This window comes from Geobacillus thermodenitrificans subsp. thermodenitrificans DSM 465, from assembly GCF_000496575.1.
GTDB lineage: Bacteria > Bacillota > Bacilli > Bacillales > Anoxybacillaceae > Geobacillus > Geobacillus thermodenitrificans.
The window spans coordinates 25,813-41,475 of record NZ_AYKT01000005.1; the positions used below are offsets into that span (position 1 = coordinate 25,813).

Below are 15,663 nucleotides of genomic sequence, written 5' to 3' on the forward strand. Positions count from 1 at the left end.
CTGTGCCGGCGACGATTGATTATTAATACGGCTTATCCCACATTCTCGTGCGACGGATATGCATATCTGTTGTCACAGTGACATCAAGTTCAGGAAAATAGCGATCGTGCCACTCTTTCTCGATCTTCTTCCATAAGCGTGGAGCAGCGCGGTGAACCGCGGCGCCAAACCCGAAAACATCTGTTTTTTCACGCTGGGCCGCTTTAATCGCTTTTGTGACGTCCTCCTTAGCGCTACGTTCAAGTTCTTTTTCTAAGCGGAATAACAAACTAGTGTCGGCTAAGTTAATAGGAATTCTTGACTCGCTGAGTTCTCCTTCCGCTATGATATGGATCGAAATGGACGGACGGCCGTTTTTGATTTTCGCCTTTACCTTCGTTTTTGATCGCGTCGTCCGATAGCCGATCGCTTCTTTCTTTCCTTCCCAAGGAACGGTAAGATTTGTGTGCTGAATACGTTCTAACACCCACATCATGCCCCTTGCTGTCGGCCCGTCTACCCAACGAACGAGGCGGTCGTTTTTAAACAGAGCGAGCCCGTCTAATTTGATGCGTGCATCCGGTACGGACGACTGAACATTTTCTTGCCGTTTTCCTTTTCTAGGATCCCCTTCAATGGCTACACCGGTCATCACTGGGTTTCTCTGAGACACGGCTATGTCGCGAACCGTCCGCCATATATCGATATTGCTCGTTTCTCCCCATGCCAGCTCGGAAAACTTAAGCATTTGAATAATTTGTCTGGCGGAAATTTTATCGATCGGCGTTAGCACCGAGAGCACCTCTTTCGCTGAATGGCCGCGAGCGATGACAAGTTTGGCTGTCGTCCGGAATTGATGGTGCCGCTCCATGGCATCAAACACCTCATCCAATCCTTCGCGCGCCAGCTCTTCACTGACGACAACTAAGTTCGTATGGGCATAATACAAGAGACGCGACACTTTTTCCGTAGCTTTCCTAGATGCTTCGGACACACTGTCTCCGGTCGACGTATAGATCGACACCGGCACGCCTCCCGCCCCACCGCCGCGCGGCACTGCCCCGGCAACGTTGCCCGGATTGACGACTTGAAGCGAGGCTAAATATTCGCCTTCTTCCGTTTTATCAAGGCCAATGGCAATGACAAACGCCAAATCAGTCAGTTCTCTTTGACTCCAGCAACCCGCAAGCAAACAAACATAGGCGGTGAGTGATATAAAAAGGGCGAAGGCCCGTTTCATGACTCATCCCCCTTCCCTTGGCGTGACGGCGTTGGCTGCTGTGGCTTTTGATCGCCTGATTGCCGAACGATATTTTTTTGGCTGATAAGACGAGGCCGCTCACGAAACATCCATGTCGGGAGACGAAACAGCGTATCACCCATATTCGACGGCATAAACGGAGCAAGCGGCGACATGTACGGGACGCCGAACGAACGTAAGCTGCACAGATGAATCGTCATGACCAAAAGACCCATCATAATGCCGTAAAACCCGAACATCGCCGCCAAAAACATGAGAGCAAACCGGATGAGCCGCGCCGAGATGGCAATAGCAAACGATGGCGTCGCAAAGCTGGCGATAGCCGTAATTGAAACGACGATCACCATTGCTGACGATACTAAACCGGCCTCAACCGCCGCCTGACCGATGACAAGCGCTCCGACAATCGATACCGCCTGGCCAACGGCACGCGGCAAGCGGATGCCCGCTTCGCGCAAAATTTCAAACGTCACTTCCATAATGAGCGCCTCAACGAACGCCGGAAACGGCACCGCCTCACGCTGGGCAGCAATGGCAATCACGAGCAGAGTCGGAATCATCTCCTGATGAAACATTGTCCCAGCGATGTAGGCTGCTGGTGCGACAAGTGAAATAAAAAAAATGAGTACGCGCAAAAAGCGAAGAGCCGTTGCAATATCAAAGCGAGCGTAGTAGTCTTCGACCGCTTGAAAAAACTGAATAAACAATGCTGGTGCAACAAGGACAAACGGTGTCCCTTCAACAAAAATGGCGACCCGCCCTTCAAGCAAATTAGCGGCGACAATATCGGGCCGTTCCGTATGATAAGTAGTTGGAAACGGCGTGAACGTCTGATCTTCAATCAATTGTTCGATATAGCCGGACTCGAGCACACCATCAATATCGATGCGGCGAAGGCGCTTCTTCACTTCCTCGATGATTTCGTCATTGGCGATCCCTTTTACATACATGATAGCCACATCGGTTTGCGTCACCGTGCCGATTTGCATCGTCTCAAGCCAAAGGTTCGGGTTTTTGATGCGGCGGCGGATCATCGCTGTATTCGTGCGCAATGATTCCGTAAACCCTTCACGTGGTCCACGAACAGCGATTTGCGTTTGCGGTTCTTCAATCGAACGGTATTGTCCGCCTTTCGTGCTCGCGCAAATGGCAAACGATGTCCCATCAATCATCATTACCGTCGCTCCGGAAAACAACTCGCAAAACAGTAGTTTCCAGTCAGCAACATGCTTCACTCCGCCAACCGCAGCGAGCTTTTGTTCGATCCATTGCAATCGCTCTTTTTCCTCGAGTGCGAGCGGAAAAGACGCCGTAAGCAGCGGCGTGAGCAAAAACTCGTACACGTTTTTTTCATCAACGAGCCCGTCAACAAAGACAACGGCTGCTTTCATTTGCTTTTCCTGGCCGAGGGAAAAACGGCGAATGACGACATCGTCGCTTTCTCCGGTCGCCCGCCGGATGATGTCGATGTTCACCGCCAGTTCAGCTGACATTGGCTCTTGTGGGACATCCGCCACTTCACCGCTATGGTCGTCGCCTTCTTGCTGCACACCGTCGTTCATCTGTTTTTTTTGCCGACGCATCCCCCATTGAAACAACATGCCCCTCTCCTCCTTGCTTCATGGCACTTTTATCCTCCATTATAGGCAATCGGGCAAAAGTATATACGAGGGTGCATCATTCCTCCCTAGCCGGTGAACACTAAGCAAAAAACGGCAGGTGTGGCTTGCTTTGAAAGTCGTATTCTCCTCCCTCACCTTTCTGCTTCTGTTAGTCGGAACAGTTCTAGGAATGGACATGTTGTTAGGATTAACGGTGTACCAATCACTTGATAACATACTCGATCGATTTTCCATGATGGAAGCGGCTGAGCTGTTTCTTTTGTTTCTTTTTTTCACCTTTTGGCTGCTTAACTTGCTCACTGTATGGCTTCGGCGGCGAAAAAACACGCCCTCTTGACAAATCAAGCGGGGAAGCCTATCCGCTTCCCCGCTTTTGACTCAGTCGGTCATTCTGTGAGTTTGTTCCATACTTTTTGTTGTTCGAGCCATTGACGAACGTGCACATAATCAGCGTTGATCGAAAAATACAGTGTATCACCATCGCTCTGCAAAAGCTCAATCTCTCCGTACACTTCTCTCCCCATGATGATGTTTTCAACCGGTTCGTTCCATAAATCCTGTTTAAGCGCCTCGATAAACGCTTCAATTCCCTTCGGCTCAGCTAAAACAAGCACTGGCTGTCCTGTATTCATGTTTCGTATCGTTACCTCGCGGATTGGCGAGTAGCCGCTTGGGCGAAGCAATAAATAGTATTGCTGTTTATATTCTTTCGACTCCATGATGCGGCGAAAATGCGTCATATACGATTCGAGCGGTACTTCATAGCAGCGAATGAGGCGCGTGCCGTCTTTGAGCACATAACCGATCACCACCCGCTGAACGTTGCTGAGATGGGACGGCGACGGTTGATCGTGCGTGAGCTGTTCGTGAAACGCTCGCACCGCCTCGATGTTTTCTTTTGTGCGGAGAAATTGGTCATATTCCACGAACGAGCGGCCGATCTGCTCTGGCCGTTCAAAGTTCATCGTCGACTGACCAAAGTACACTTGCTTAATGTCTGCCTCCGCCGGCACACGCTGCTCGTAACCGGTAAGATCGGCGCGAATGATGAAGGAAAGAACGACCATTACCCCTATAAACGCAACATACCCTTTCCAGCGGTGAAATACGCGCCACGTTTTCGCGATGACCATCTGAGCAATTGCGTACCCAAGCAAAGAAAACGTTACATAACCGAATACAATCCAACCCCATTGCCGCTCCACTTCTCCAAAATAAAAACCGCCAACAAGCCACGTGCAAAACGCTACTCCATACACAAACAGTGGACGGAGCGCTCGAAACGCCAACGCCTGCCCAGCCGCTTCTGTCGGCCGCCGCTCATACAACCAAACAGCAATGGCAAAAAAGAGAAGTGACAATAAGAGCAACAGCCCTATCTCCCCTGCACTCATGGGCTGATCCATCAACATCACGTAACGAATCGGGATCACCAACCGCTCCAATTCCGTTGATAAATAATAGTGTATATCCGGAAACCCAGACAATAATAATGATAAATTCTTGTAAATCAGAACAAGCATGCCGGCTGGAAAAAAGAGAAAAATATTCGTCAGCACGACATGGAGCACTGATTGGCCGACAAGAATACCAACAGCGATACCAAGGGCAAAGATGAACGTTTCAATGACAATCGTTTCACCGAACCAGTGCCATACGTCCGCCGCTTTGAGCCGCCATGGGAGGTCTAGCCCGTACAAGCAGCCGATGGCAACAAGAGCCACCATAACGAGCGGTACAACCAACATGAGCCAGCCAAACACGATTTGGCCTGTGAGCAACTCGGTGCGGCGGATGGGCAAACCATGAATAAAATCAGCCGACCGTTTGTCATGCATATAGCGAAGCACACCGGCAGCCGCCAACACAGGAACAAGCCAGGCGATCAGCGCTTCTAACGCATTCGATATATGGTATACACTGTCCCACTGTGGCATATTGCCTACTTTCGGATCATATTGGGAATAAACCAAGGCGATCGGCAACACGATCGCCGCCAGCCATAGCAGCAAATGAAGGATCGCAATCCAACCTATTTGGCGAATATTTTGCGTCCACATGGCGCGGTTCGCCGACCACCGTTTCCTAGACATGAGCGCCCCTCCCTATTTCATACATAAAAATTTCCTCAAGTGACAGCGGCAACACATCAAGGATGAGAGGATGAAACGCGCGAACCGTCTCCTCTATGCGCCGCTTTTCCCCACGGACGACAAGCAGGACGATGCTTCCTCGTTCCTCGCGATGCACAATATCGAGGCGTTCCACCAATTCACTCGGAAAGCCATCGCGAAAAGCGAGCTGCAACTTATGCATGCCGGCGCGCAGTTCATCCAAATCTCGCTCTAACCGCACCGTGCCGCGCTCCATCAACCCAACAATGCCACATAAATCTTCGAGCTCGCGCAAATTATGTGACGAGATGACAATCGTCATTTCCCGTTCCACCACTTCATCAATCAACAATTGTTTCACATGGCGACGAACGAACGCATCGAGCCCATCGAGCGGCTCATCCATAATGAGCACATCGGGTTGAACGGAAAAGGCGAGCCAAAACGCGGCTTGACGCTGCATTCCTTTGGAAAACTGCTGAATTTTTTTATCAAGATCCAACGAAAACGCCTCCTGCAGCTCCACAAACCGCTCGCGGCTGAATGACGGATACACTTGTTCGTAAAAGTCCGCCATTTGCCGAATCGTCGTATGCGGAAAAAAATATACGAAGTCCGGCAAAAATAAAAGGCGTTGCTTCACGTTGGTATTTTCCCATACCTCTTCTCCATCGATCACGATCGTCCCTCGATCTTGGCGGAGAATGCCAGCCATTAGCTTCAGCAACGTTGTTTTTCCCGCTCCGTTCGGTCCGAGCAGCCCATAAATCACCCCTTTCGGCACGGTCATCGTTGCACCGTTGACAGCGGGAAACCGATCAAACGTTTTCGTCACGTCTACGAGTTGAATCATTGTTCTCCTCCTCTTCCTCCCCTTCTATGATCCATTGCCATAACTGCTCGTTTGTCACTCCTAAAAAACGCGCTTCCTTGACGAGGCGGATGAACTGTTCATGAACGGCAGCGATCGCCTCGGCGTTTGGCTCTTTCGGGCGCGCCGCGACAAAACTCCCCTTCCCTGGAACAGAATAAATCCAGCCATCGCGTTCGAGTTCGCGGTACGCTTTTTGAATCGTATTCGGGTTGACCATCAGTTGTTTCGCCATCGCCCTGACCGACGGCAGCTGATCATGCGGCTGCCATAATTCGCGGACGATCATTTCTTTCATTTTTTCGATCAGCTGTTCATAAATCGGCTGCCGGCTTCGTACATCGAGTTCAAACATCTCCCCTCCTCCTCTCATCGTCACAACCGTACTATAACTAATAGTACACTTAAAACAGTAGAAATTCAAGTATTTTTTTCCATTTGTCTTTTTATGATTTTGACAACGGCGAACAATAAAATAAAGCGAATGGCTAGATCAGGCGTTAACTGAAGCTGTTTCATGACATGCCTTTCTTGGGTGTTTTCTTCCTAAGTATTGCACTCCCAGCCGTTTGAAAGGATAAATTCACCTATACCGGGAACACTACTGTTCTAGAAACGGTCATAGAAAGAAAGGGATTCATGATGAATGCACAGACGCTTAGCACCCTGCAACTGTTGTTTATGATTATCCTGTCAATTGGATTGATGAATCACGTGATCATCATCCCCTTCATACTCGAGGCCGCTCACCGCGATGCATGGATCGCCACCTTGGGAGCATTGGGGGGCTTGGTCATCTGGCTGCCGCTGCTTTATTTCATCATCAAACAACTGAATGGCGAACGTCTGTTCGATTGGTTAAAAAACCATTTTTCAAGCCCAGTCGCCTATGTAACGGCCATTGTTAGCAGCATATTCTTACTTCTGCAGGGCTTTGTCACATTAAGTGATACGATCACGTTCACCACGACTTCTTATTTGACGACGACGCCGAGATGGGTGCTAATTCTTGTCATCGCCCTCGTTTGTTTTTATAACGCGTATCGAGGCATCGATTCGATTGCCAACACAGCGATGATCATTTGTCCGTTCGTCATCGCCTTCGGTTTATTCGTCATGCTGTCCACTATTCCCCATAAAGACTATTCACTGCTCAAGCCGATGCTTGAGCACGGCATGACGCCTGTGTTCCGGGGCATGCTGTACGTTGGGGCAGGTTATGTGGAAATAATCGTTCTTTTATTTCTCTCTCATCGACTGCCCCGTCCGTTTTCATGGAAAGCACTCGCCGCCCTTGTCTTCTTCACAGCCGGTCTGACCATCGGTCCAACGCTCGGAGCCATTGCCGAATTCGGACCCGAGCAGGCGACACGCCTTCGCTATCCGTCTTTTGAACAATGGCGGATGGTCAATTTAGGGACATATATCGAACATGTGGACTTTCTGTCGGTCTATCAGTGGCTGTCTGGCGCTTTCATCCGTATTTCTCTGTCAACGGCGCTGATTGTGGAGCTGTTTCCAATCCGCCATTTACAAACACGACGTTGGATGCTTATCGTTCTCTACTTGGCGATCACCTTGGCATCTCTGACACCGGGCAGCGATGAACAATTTTTGTATTTTGTCAAACATTGGGTACTACCATCGTCGCTGCTGTTTAGTCTTGCGCTGTCTGTTTTGTTAGGCGCTTTGGCTTTATTGACGCACCGTAAAAAGAAAAGAGGGATGGCATCATGAAACCGATTATGCGCGCCGCCCAAGGCAAGCGGCTGAACGACGATTACACCGGATTAGAGACTGTGATCATCTCCGAAGAGGCATTACAGATGATGTACGCGAAATGCAGCGACGTCATCATGACAGAGACGGCCGTTCCATCGCCGCTCTCTGACGGGTCATCAAAAACTGTACACTTGTTATTTATTTATTGTGAGGAATTGTGCGATGTACAAATGTTGCAAAAGACCATCTACCCAATGTTCCGCAAGATTTGTGAACAGCATTCGTGCTTCTCGCACGCTGATATCGAAACATGCAAACCACCCGCGCTCGAATACATGGGGCACGAAGTGCGAATCGATGATCTCAACTTAAGACTGTTTAGCGGCGATTTGCTCATTTATTTCCGCGAAGCCGACGCCTTATACGCAATGCCACTTGCGAGTCCGCCCAACCGTGACCCAGAGGAGCCAAACACGGAAGTGTCGATTCGCGGACCAAAAGACGGATTTATTGAAGAGATCAACAAGAACGTGGCGCTCATCCGCAAACGGCTGCGCTCAAATTGTCTCGCCTATGAGTCGTTCATTATCGGCACACGCAGCCAGACAAAAGTTGCGCTGCTCTACGTCGAAGATATTGCCAACACAGCCATCATCGATGAGGTGAGAAGACGGCTGCTCAGCTTATACATTGACTCGGTAACAAGCACCTCTCAAATTGAAGAGTGGCTGTCCGACACCAAGATTGCTTTGTTTCCAATGTTCGGTTATACCGGGCGCCCTGATTTTGCCGTCAATTCGCTTCTCAATGGCCGTTTTATCATCTTAGTGGACGGGTCACCGACCGCCTTGATTGGACCGGGCAATTTAACGTTTTTGCTAAACACATCGGAAGATAATAACACATTTTTCCTATTTGTTGTATTTCAGCGTCTGCTTCGGCTTGTTGGCACCTCGGTCGCCATTTATTTGCCAGGCGCCTGGATCGCACTCACTTCGTTCCATCCAGATCAGCTGCCATTCACCTTACTCGCAACGCTCATTTTGTCGCGCCAAGGAGTGCCACTTCCGGTGCCGCTTGAAATGTTTATCATGATGATTTTGTTTGAAGTGTTTAAAGAAGCTGGGATGCGACTGCCAATCGCCATCGGGCAGACGCTGTCGGTTGTTGGCGGTTTGATTATCGGACAAGCGGCGATCAACGCCGGGCTCGCGGCCCCGGCCACACTCGTTGTTGCCGCTATTTCTGTCATCTCGACATTTACGCTTGTCAATCAAAACATCGCCGGCAGCGTCACTTTGCTGCGCTTTATTGTTCTCATTTTCGCTTCCTCCCTTGGTTTGTTTGGGTTTATTTTGTCGCTGTTTTTCTTTTTGACCTATATCGTCAACTTGCACATTTTTGGCATTCCGTACTTGACACCGCTAGCACCGCCTTCAAAAGATATCGGGAAAGTATTTATTCCAAGCACGTGGAAACAGTTCCGCACGCGCGACCGCATTGTGCGTCCAAAAGATCTCATTGCAAAAGAGAGGGAACGGCAATGAGGAATCGGGTCATTCCCATCATCGTCTCTGTCCTGTTGCTTGGCGGTTGCTGGGATACACGCAATATCGATCAAACTGTCTACGTCCATTCCATCGGGGTTGATTACAAAGACGGCAAGGTGATCGCCTACATCCAGTTGATCAGCTTCACCGCCCTTGCTAAAGTCGAAGCAGGCGGTGGCAAAGACAAAGCGACCGTTTCCATCGGCAAAGCATCTGGCGACACATTTAACATCGCAACCGACATGATCTACCGTTCCATTCAACAAAGGGTATCATGGGGACATGTCAAAAGCATCGTCTTTACGAAACGTGCCCTGCAAAAAGGCCTTGTGGCTGATGTGATCGATGTACTGAACCGTTACAATGAAATCCGCCATACAGCATGGGTGTACGCTACCGATGAGCCGCTTTCTGATCTGTATGCAGCAACGCCGCTGTTGAATGCTTCGTCGTATTATTCGGTGTTGTCCAACCCGGAAGAAATTTTTCAACAAAGTTCATTCATCCGTCCAATCCGACTCAACCGGCTGGTTGCGACGATGGACGAAAAAGCTGCTACAGCCAGAATTCCTTATTTGACCATCGACGGCGACCGATGGACAGAAAACAATAAGCCAAAACCAATGCTCGCTGTATCGGGTGTCTGTTTTATCCACGATTACGCCCTGCAAGGATGCGAGCGCCGTTCCGATCTACAAGGACTTCGCTGGTTTGAACAGAAGATTCGACGTACGCCGATTTATATCAAACAAAACGGGGAAACGGTCGCCACTCTTGTCGTCCAAAAACCGAAAACAAAATGGTCTTTCAAGACAAAGGGCGGGAAGCCTGCAGTTGACATCCAAGTCGAGGCGCAAGGAGCCATCATCGAAACACGGAAACATCTGCCAAGAAAACAATTAACGAAATTGGCAGAACAAACAGTGAAGCAAGAAATCAACCATCTATATAAGCTTAGCATCGAACGGCGAATCGATATGTTCAACTTGTCGGAGCAACTGTATCGCCAGCGTCCGAATCTTTGGAAAAAACATGAGAACCATGGCCTTATCCCGCTCGACAATGACACGCTATCTGTGAACGTCAAACTCATCATCAGTGCATCTGGAAGAGAAAAGCTGAATTACCATGGTGGTGATTAAAAACAAAAAAATGGAACGCATTCTCACCGACGCTCACACTGAGAAAGTAGGGCTTTCTCAGTTCGCGATGATCAAGTATAATTAGCATTGAACGGGGAGAATAATGGAAGCCGCCCATATGGAACGAACGAGCGCCAAGATGATCGTCTACTCGATGTTGTTCGCCATCCGCCTCGTCCACTTTTCGAACAATGCGATGCAGGCAGTCATCCCGGCGCTCTTTCCCATTTTGTGCTCGACTTTGAAACTGTCGTATACAGAAATCAGCTGGATTGCAAGGAAAACTTGAGCTCTAGTCAAGCGCTCGGAACAGAGCCGCTTGCATTGCCGAATCTTGTTCATCACCAGGCTAGTGTTGTCGTTCCGTTTTGCAACCTTTGTCGTCTACGCCCAAGAGCGATGGCGAATCATATCAGCATAGCATCCGACGCGTAATCATCGGCTTGGCACCGTCGTGTCCGGCCGAATCACCGATTTGTCGTCGCTTGGTACGATAATACCGCTTTGCGTCATGCTGTCGCTTTTTAGCGACCCTGGCCATTTGGCTGCCAAAAGACCAGAGGCAACAAAACTATTTTTCTTTCAACCGCTTTCCGATTATAATGGAAGACAATGATGTTCACCCGATTAGGAGATTTTTTGTATGGCAGGTTTATATATTAATCAACACGTCCTCAATAATTTGTTTTATATTTTAGTCACCGTGTTTGCGTTTTCATTCATTTATGACCATAGCCCAGCAATTCAGCGCAAACCGCTGTACAACCGGACGCTTCTTTGCGCCTGCTTGGCGCTGGCGTCTGTGCTGTGCATGAGATTTCCCATTTATATTGATCCGACGTGCATCCACGATTTCCGGCAAATTCCGTTTTTGCTTGGAACGCTCTATGGCGGCGGTATCGTTGGAGCCGTGTTTTTTGCTGTGTTAATGCTGGCACGCACTATCTTGTACGGGTTTCAATCGTTGACATTCGTCGTCTATGCCATCATGTTCGTTGTTGCGGCGGCCGCCTCTCCACTATTCCGTCGTCTACCTCGGTCTGGCAAGCTGTTCGCCTCGCTTTGGCTGACGTTTTTGATTGCGATCTTAACAACATTTGTGGCCGTCATTATCGCTGATTTTTCGGTGACGAAGCCGTATATCGTGTATTTTATTATTATGCCGCCATTTGTCATGATGTTCGCCGTCTATTTGATGGAAACGCTCCATGAGGCGCAGCTCGCTCGGGCGGAGCTGATGAAGATGGAAAAAATGGAGATCGTCAGCCAGCTGGCTGCCAGCATTTCGCACGAAATCCGCAACCCTCTCACTGTCGTGAAAGGGTTCATTCAGCTGCTGCAAACCGAGCCGCTGCCGCGCGAAACAAAGGAGCGGTACATCCGCATCGCCCTAGAGGAAGTCGAGCGGGCGGAAGGGATCATCCATGATTATTTAACGTTTGCCAAACCAGCACCGAAAGAGACCGAACCGATCGATGTGGCCGTCGAGCTTCGCAAGGTGTTGCAAATGATCGCACCGATGGCGCATATGCATTCGGTCGATCTCTCTTCTTCCCTTGAACACGGCATCGTCATTGGGAATGTGCAATATTTCCAACAGTGTTTCCTCAATTTGTTAAAAAACAGCATCGAAGCGATGCCAAACGGCGGCACGCTCCGTGTGACGGTCGAGAACCAAGAAACATCCGTCGTCATCACCGTTTCCGACAACGGTATCGGCATGACGAAAGAACAAGTGCGCCGCTTCGGTGAACCGTATTTCAGCACGAAAGAGAAGGGAACCGGGCTTGGCGCCATGGTCGCAGTAAAAATCATCGAACAAATGGGCGGGACGTGGAAAGTCGAGAGCACCGTCCAAAAAGGAACGACGTTGACGATCACCTTGCCGGCACGCCAGCTGCGGCTATTATCGTCACAACAGAGCGCCAATAGCTGAACAAAAAACGGATGTCCGCCTTCAGACATCCGTTTTTTATGGCCGCTTGCCCCGTCACTTGATTTCCTCAAAATAATCTTTGTAAAACCCGCCGACTTTTCCGCTATTGTCGACAACAAAATAAAACTCATCCGTTTCATTTTTCACTTCATACACGTTTCCCGGCGTCAACACATTGTTGACAATGTATTTTTCCGCGTTCGTATGGACGCATTTCACTTTTTTGATCGTCGGACGGGTCGCCCATGTGGAATGAATCATGCCGTCATCTCCTTCTCTTTATGTTCTTCTCCTTCTTTATTGTAGCGGCCTGAATCTTCGGCTGCAACGTCCAATTCACCATTGGCTGCCATGATCAGCCCCTCAACCATTGAATGAGATGGACAACCGTGCCAGACCGGCCAAACGCTGTTTTTCGACGGCGGCATGGCCATCGCTTTTGAGTAAAGCTCGTCTGAATCGCGCATAATAAATGCCGCCAAATGATATTAACAAGAAGGTCGCGAAGATGAGCGATCAAGAAAGCAAACGGCAATTTCAAGACGACTTCGACCAGTACTGGATGGACAATGTGATCCGCACCCTGAAAAACTACGTGTACCAAGTCGGCTATGAAGCATCGAGCGGCAACCCGACCAGCGACCATCAAGAGGCGAAAAAAACGCGTGAATGGCCGCACGGCTGAACCGGAAAAGAATGTCCTTTCCGTTTTTGCTTTTTGGATGGAAAGTTAGTAGCTACGCTTCAACAAGACAAGTGAGACGCAAGCCATGACCATCTCCGGCTACGGCTCATCGCGCACCGCCTCAAATTCGATGATGCGCCCGTACGGCTCCACCGTCGTTTCGCCGTTCGTTTCCACTTCGCGGAAAATCGGCTTCTCGATGCGGCGGATAGGGCGATAACCTTCTTGTTTCATCCGCTCTAAACAGGCAGCAATCGTTTCGCCTTCAGCTACGGCAAACCGTTTTTTCTTCATCGCGTTCAGCACCTTTCCTCTTTCCTTCACCACTATTTTACCCGAAAAAAGAAGCCGGATCCTTTCGTCCGGCTCAACATGTTTTTTGCACATATTTCCGATACAGCCTGTACAGCTCAGTCGCCTTGTACGTTTCAATTTTTTTCTGTCCGACCGGATGGCGGGCGATGCCTGCCTTTTTTAACTCGGCGACGATCCACCCTTTCGACCCGAAATGCGCCATGAGCGCTTCCCTCCTTTTTCATGCGCTTGTCTTTATGTATATGCGCACGAAAATGAGTGAAGAACCCTCTTGCCATGCTCTCTTCTGTGAAAATGTACGCGCCTTCGGTCGCCATTTTCATGCTTAGGTGGAGCCCAAATCTTAAATCTTTTCCGTGCTTTTTTGTTTTCTTGTTCGCTTTTGCCGGGCTGACGCGGTTTTTCCTTCGCCTTTGGCGCGGATTCAGCCGTTTTTCGGCCACGTTTTTTTCTTTGTATACTAGCCGCAACGAACAGCGGACGTCTCGGTGGCCGACCAACACTTCCTCAAATGATAGACGCCGCTTCTCTGCTCGTGGTCAAATGATGCGTGTCATTCGGCCGGTCACAACCAAGCTAAAACACAGCAATATGCTGTAGCGTATAGCCGACTAGCCATTGGTCTTGCATTCCATCTTGCCCGCAGCTGGCTTTATGCCTCGCGATTTGATTGCCTCTTGAACATCCGCTCCGGTTATACCGTTCGCAAGCGGCTGATTGGTTTCGTCTATCACCTGCCGGCAAGCTTGTAAAAAAAGAAGCGGCCGTTCAAAGCCGCTTCTATTCCTTCATTTACGCCGACGGCGATTTATGTTTTTTTCCTTTTAAGAAGAACGCCATCAATAGTGCTAACACCGTCAAGCCAGTGGCGACAAAAAAGGCGTCATTGATTCCCTCGACCGTGGCGCGCTGCTGCACAAGCCCATATAGCAGCTCACTAACGGCTTCGTCACTCGGGATCACTTGTTTTAGCTGGCTAACAACATCCATAAAGAACGGATTCGTTTCTGTCATTTCATTGCGATACTGTTCCACATGAAATTTTGTCCGGTTTGACATGACGGTCACCAAAAAGGCTGTGCCGAGCGAAGCTGCCACTTGGCGGAGCGTGTTCGCCATCGCTGTGCCGTGGCTGTATAGATGGCGCGGCAACGCGTTTAACCCTTCCGTCATAATTGGCATCCCGAGCATCGACATGCCAAACATGCGGAAAATGTAAAGCCAAATTAAATGACTATATGGTGTATCCATCGTCAGTTTGCTAAATTCCCATGTTGTCACGGCAGTGATGATCAAGCCGACGATGGCAAGTGCCCGCGCACCGATGCGGTCAAACACCCAACCGGAAATCGGCGACATGATCGCCATCACAATCGCCCCCGGCAACAAGAGCAAACCCGCATCGAGCGGCGTAAAGCCGCGCAAATTTTGCAAATAGACCGGAAGCAAGACCATTGCGGCAAACATGGCCATATTAATGACCGAACCGATCACCGTTGACAACGTAAACACTGGATAACGAAACACGCGGAAATTTAACACTGGGTGCTCCGAACGGAGCGAACGCCATGTAAACAAGACGAGGAACAAAGAACCAACAACAAGCGAGACGACGACTTCCGTCTGCCCCCATCCATTGCTTCCGGCCTCACTGAACCCGTACAAAACGCCGCCAAACCCGATCGTCGAATAAATCGCTCCTTTCATATCGAGAACGGGATTTCCTTTGCGCGGCGTTTTTTTCAACCAAAGAGAAGCGAGGACAAGATCCACAATGGCGATCGGCAACACGACATAAAACAAAAGGCGCCACGTATAATGCTCGACGAGCCAACCCGAAAGCGTCGGACCGACCGCCGGCGCAAACATCATCGCAATCCCGACTGTTCCCATCGCCACCCCACGGCGTTCCGGCGGGAAAATCGACAGCATAATGACCATCATGAGCTGCATAATAATGCCCGCTCCAACCGCTTGCGTCAGCCGTCCTGCGAGCATGACCGCAAATGTTGGAGCGATCGAGCAGACAAACGCCCCGATGGCGAAAAACGACATGCTTGAGACAAACAATGTTTTCGTCGGAAACTTGGCGATTAAAAACGGACTGATTGGGATGAGCACCCCGTTGACAAGCATGTACCCCGTAACGAGCCACTGGATCGTCGCTGTCTCGACATTGAAATCTTGCATCATATGCGGCAGTGCGACGTTAATCAACGTTTGGTTCAAGATGGCTACAAACGCCCCAAGCATGACCGTCACGACCACTTTGCCGCGGCTGCCGATGTCACCTAATCCACCTTGACTTTGTCCGGACGAGGTAGCCGGGCGCACATCCGCCCTCGCGCCATCTGCTGTCTCAACCGCGGCCGGAGCTGATTTGTGCCGGCGCAACATGATGTTGAGGACCGCTAGGACGAAAACGGCAAATATGATATAGCTAATCATAAATGTAGACATCGCTGA

At 49.8% G+C, this 15,663-nt stretch carries 17 protein-coding genes; 7 read left to right on the top strand and 10 right to left on the bottom strand.

What is annotated here, in order from left to right:
* Nucleotides 1-22: 22 nt before the first annotated feature.
* Entirely contained in the window at nt 23-1,219 is a 1,197-nt protein-coding gene (locus DSM465_RS0105285; protein ID WP_008879235.1) for a Ger(x)C family spore germination protein, read from the bottom strand.
* Nucleotides 1,216-2,841, bottom strand: a complete 1,626-nt coding sequence (locus DSM465_RS0105290) for a spore germination protein (RefSeq protein WP_011887343.1) — start codon at nt 2,839-2,841, stop codon at nt 1,216-1,218. Before DSM465_RS0105290 ends, DSM465_RS0105285 begins: the two co-directional genes overlap by 4 nt.
* 190 nt (nt 2,842-3,031) lie before the next feature.
* Between DSM465_RS0105290 and DSM465_RS19405 the strand changes: the two genes are divergently transcribed.
* The gene (locus DSM465_RS19405) at nt 3,032-3,199 is read left to right on the top strand and encodes a hypothetical protein (protein WP_155121002.1); all 168 of its coding nucleotides are present in this window, start codon (nt 3,032-3,034) and stop codon (nt 3,197-3,199) included.
* 49 nt (nt 3,200-3,248) lie between these two features.
* Here DSM465_RS19405 and DSM465_RS0105300 read toward each other — a convergent pair whose 3' ends face one another.
* From DSM465_RS0105300 to DSM465_RS0105310, 3 genes are read right to left on the bottom strand one after another with little or no spacing between them, the layout of a single operon-like run.
* On the bottom strand, nt 3,249-4,955 hold the full coding sequence (locus DSM465_RS0105300) for an ABC transporter permease family protein (RefSeq protein ID WP_029760824.1): 1,707 nt from the start codon (nt 4,953-4,955) through the stop codon (nt 3,249-3,251).
* The gene (locus DSM465_RS0105305) at nt 4,948-5,829 is read right to left on the bottom strand and encodes an ABC transporter ATP-binding protein (RefSeq protein ID WP_011887340.1); all 882 of its coding nucleotides are present in this window, start codon (nt 5,827-5,829) and stop codon (nt 4,948-4,950) included. The genes DSM465_RS0105300 and DSM465_RS0105305 overlap by 8 nt, the downstream gene beginning before the upstream one ends.
* A complete protein-coding gene (locus tag DSM465_RS0105310) occupies nt 5,795-6,202 on the bottom strand; it encodes a GntR family transcriptional regulator (RefSeq protein ID WP_029760825.1) in 408 nt (135 codons plus the stop codon). Before DSM465_RS0105310 ends, DSM465_RS0105305 begins: the two co-directional genes overlap by 35 nt.
* Nucleotides 6,203-6,486: 284 nt before the next feature.
* Here DSM465_RS0105310 and DSM465_RS0105320 point away from each other — a divergent pair, with 284 nt between their 5' ends.
* The 5 genes from DSM465_RS0105320 (at nt 6,487) to DSM465_RS0105345 (ending at nt 12,197) form a co-directional block, all read left to right on the top strand.
* A complete protein-coding gene (locus DSM465_RS0105320) occupies nt 6,487-7,584 on the top strand; it encodes a GerAB/ArcD/ProY family transporter (RefSeq protein WP_035498226.1) in 1,098 nt (365 codons plus the stop codon).
* Nucleotides 7,581-9,116 carry a spore germination protein gene (locus tag DSM465_RS0105325; protein ID WP_008879242.1) on the top strand — a complete coding sequence of 512 codons (1,536 nt, stop codon included), beginning with the start codon at nt 7,581-7,583 and terminating at the stop codon, nt 9,114-9,116. The genes DSM465_RS0105320 and DSM465_RS0105325 overlap by 4 nt, the downstream gene beginning before the upstream one ends.
* Nucleotides 9,113-10,261 carry a Ger(x)C family spore germination protein gene (locus tag DSM465_RS0105330; protein ID WP_029760828.1) on the top strand — a complete coding sequence of 383 codons (1,149 nt, stop codon included), beginning with the start codon at nt 9,113-9,115 and terminating at the stop codon, nt 10,259-10,261. Before DSM465_RS0105325 ends, DSM465_RS0105330 begins: the two co-directional genes overlap by 4 nt.
* A gap of 118 nt (nt 10,262-10,379) precedes the next feature.
* Nucleotides 10,380-10,550 carry a fosmidomycin resistance protein gene (locus tag DSM465_RS0105340; protein ID WP_223812849.1) on the top strand — a complete coding sequence of 57 codons (171 nt, stop codon included), beginning with the start codon at nt 10,380-10,382 and terminating at the stop codon, nt 10,548-10,550.
* A gap of 354 nt (nt 10,551-10,904) precedes the next feature.
* The gene (locus DSM465_RS0105345) at nt 10,905-12,197 is read left to right on the top strand and encodes a sensor histidine kinase (protein ID WP_008879245.1); all 1,293 of its coding nucleotides are present in this window, start codon (nt 10,905-10,907) and stop codon (nt 12,195-12,197) included.
* A 54-nt stretch (nt 12,198-12,251) separates the two neighbouring features.
* On the opposite strand, the gene DSM465_RS0105350 is transcribed toward DSM465_RS0105345, so the two are convergent.
* Nucleotides 12,252-12,458, bottom strand: coding sequence for a DUF6501 family protein (locus tag DSM465_RS0105350; RefSeq protein ID WP_008879246.1), 207 nt, complete (start codon nt 12,456-12,458; stop codon nt 12,252-12,254).
* A complete protein-coding gene (locus DSM465_RS0105355) occupies nt 12,455-12,664 on the bottom strand; it encodes a hypothetical protein (protein WP_008879247.1) in 210 nt (69 codons plus the stop codon). Before DSM465_RS0105355 ends, DSM465_RS0105350 begins: the two co-directional genes overlap by 4 nt.
* A gap of 41 nt (nt 12,665-12,705) precedes the next feature.
* Between DSM465_RS0105355 and DSM465_RS19545 the strand changes: the two genes are divergently transcribed.
* A complete protein-coding gene (locus DSM465_RS19545; protein WP_008879248.1) occupies nt 12,706-12,882 on the top strand; it encodes a hypothetical protein in 177 nt (58 codons plus the stop codon).
* 99 nt (nt 12,883-12,981) lie between these two features.
* Here the strand turns inward: DSM465_RS19545 and DSM465_RS0105365 are convergent, their stop codons facing one another.
* From DSM465_RS0105365 to DSM465_RS0105375, 3 genes are all read right to left on the bottom strand, one after another.
* On the bottom strand, nt 12,982-13,176 hold the full coding sequence (locus DSM465_RS0105365) for an NETI motif-containing protein (RefSeq protein ID WP_029760829.1): 195 nt from the start codon (nt 13,174-13,176) through the stop codon (nt 12,982-12,984).
* A 73-nt stretch (nt 13,177-13,249) separates the two neighbouring features.
* Nucleotides 13,250-13,399, bottom strand: a complete 150-nt coding sequence (locus tag DSM465_RS18815; protein ID WP_008879250.1) for a DUF2639 domain-containing protein — start codon at nt 13,397-13,399, stop codon at nt 13,250-13,252.
* Between the two features lie 590 nt (nt 13,400-13,989).
* Entirely contained in the window at nt 13,990-15,657 is a 1,668-nt protein-coding gene (locus DSM465_RS0105375; RefSeq protein ID WP_029760830.1) for a DHA2 family efflux MFS transporter permease subunit, read from the bottom strand.
* Nucleotides 15,658-15,663 lie beyond the last annotated feature (6 nt).

What these genes read in the sequence shown, in the direction of transcription:
- DSM465_RS0105325 (WP_008879242.1), top strand. Translation starts at nt 7,581, where the DNA reads ATGAAACCGATTATGCGCGCCGCCCAAGGCAAGCGGCTGAACGACGAT.
- DSM465_RS0105285 (WP_008879235.1), bottom strand. Translation starts at nt 1,219, where the DNA reads ATGAAACGGGCCTTCGCCCTTTTTATATCACTCACCGCCTATGTTTGT.
- DSM465_RS0105305 (WP_011887340.1), bottom strand. Translation starts at nt 5,829, where the DNA reads ATGATTCAACTCGTAGACGTGACGAAAACGTTTGATCGGTTTCCCGCT.
- DSM465_RS0105330 (WP_029760828.1), top strand. Translation starts at nt 9,113, where the DNA reads ATGAGGAATCGGGTCATTCCCATCATCGTCTCTGTCCTGTTGCTTGGC.
- DSM465_RS0105320 (WP_035498226.1), top strand. Translation starts at nt 6,487, where the DNA reads ATGATGAATGCACAGACGCTTAGCACCCTGCAACTGTTGTTTATGATT.
- DSM465_RS0105340 (WP_223812849.1), top strand. Translation starts at nt 10,380, where the DNA reads ATGGAACGAACGAGCGCCAAGATGATCGTCTACTCGATGTTGTTCGCC.
- DSM465_RS0105345 (WP_008879245.1), top strand. Translation starts at nt 10,905, where the DNA reads ATGGCAGGTTTATATATTAATCAACACGTCCTCAATAATTTGTTTTAT.
- DSM465_RS0105290 (WP_011887343.1), bottom strand. Translation starts at nt 2,841, where the DNA reads ATGTTGTTTCAATGGGGGATGCGTCGGCAAAAAAAACAGATGAACGAC.
- DSM465_RS19405 (WP_155121002.1), top strand. Translation starts at nt 3,032, where the DNA reads ATGGACATGTTGTTAGGATTAACGGTGTACCAATCACTTGATAACATA.
- DSM465_RS0105355 (WP_008879247.1), bottom strand. Translation starts at nt 12,664, where the DNA reads ATGCGCGATTCAGACGAGCTTTACTCAAAAGCGATGGCCATGCCGCCG.
- DSM465_RS0105350 (WP_008879246.1), bottom strand. Translation starts at nt 12,458, where the DNA reads ATGATTCATTCCACATGGGCGACCCGTCCGACGATCAAAAAAGTGAAA.
- DSM465_RS19545 (WP_008879248.1), top strand. Translation starts at nt 12,706, where the DNA reads ATGAGCGATCAAGAAAGCAAACGGCAATTTCAAGACGACTTCGACCAG.
- DSM465_RS0105300 (WP_029760824.1), bottom strand. Translation starts at nt 4,955, where the DNA reads ATGTCTAGGAAACGGTGGTCGGCGAACCGCGCCATGTGGACGCAAAAT.
- DSM465_RS18815 (WP_008879250.1), bottom strand. Translation starts at nt 13,399, where the DNA reads ATGGCGCATTTCGGGTCGAAAGGGTGGATCGTCGCCGAGTTAAAAAAG.
- DSM465_RS0105375 (WP_029760830.1), bottom strand. Translation starts at nt 15,657, where the DNA reads ATGTCTACATTTATGATTAGCTATATCATATTTGCCGTTTTCGTCCTA.
- DSM465_RS0105365 (WP_029760829.1), bottom strand. Translation starts at nt 13,176, where the DNA reads ATGAAGAAAAAACGGTTTGCCGTAGCTGAAGGCGAAACGATTGCTGCC.
- DSM465_RS0105310 (WP_029760825.1), bottom strand. Translation starts at nt 6,202, where the DNA reads ATGTTTGAACTCGATGTACGAAGCCGGCAGCCGATTTATGAACAGCTG.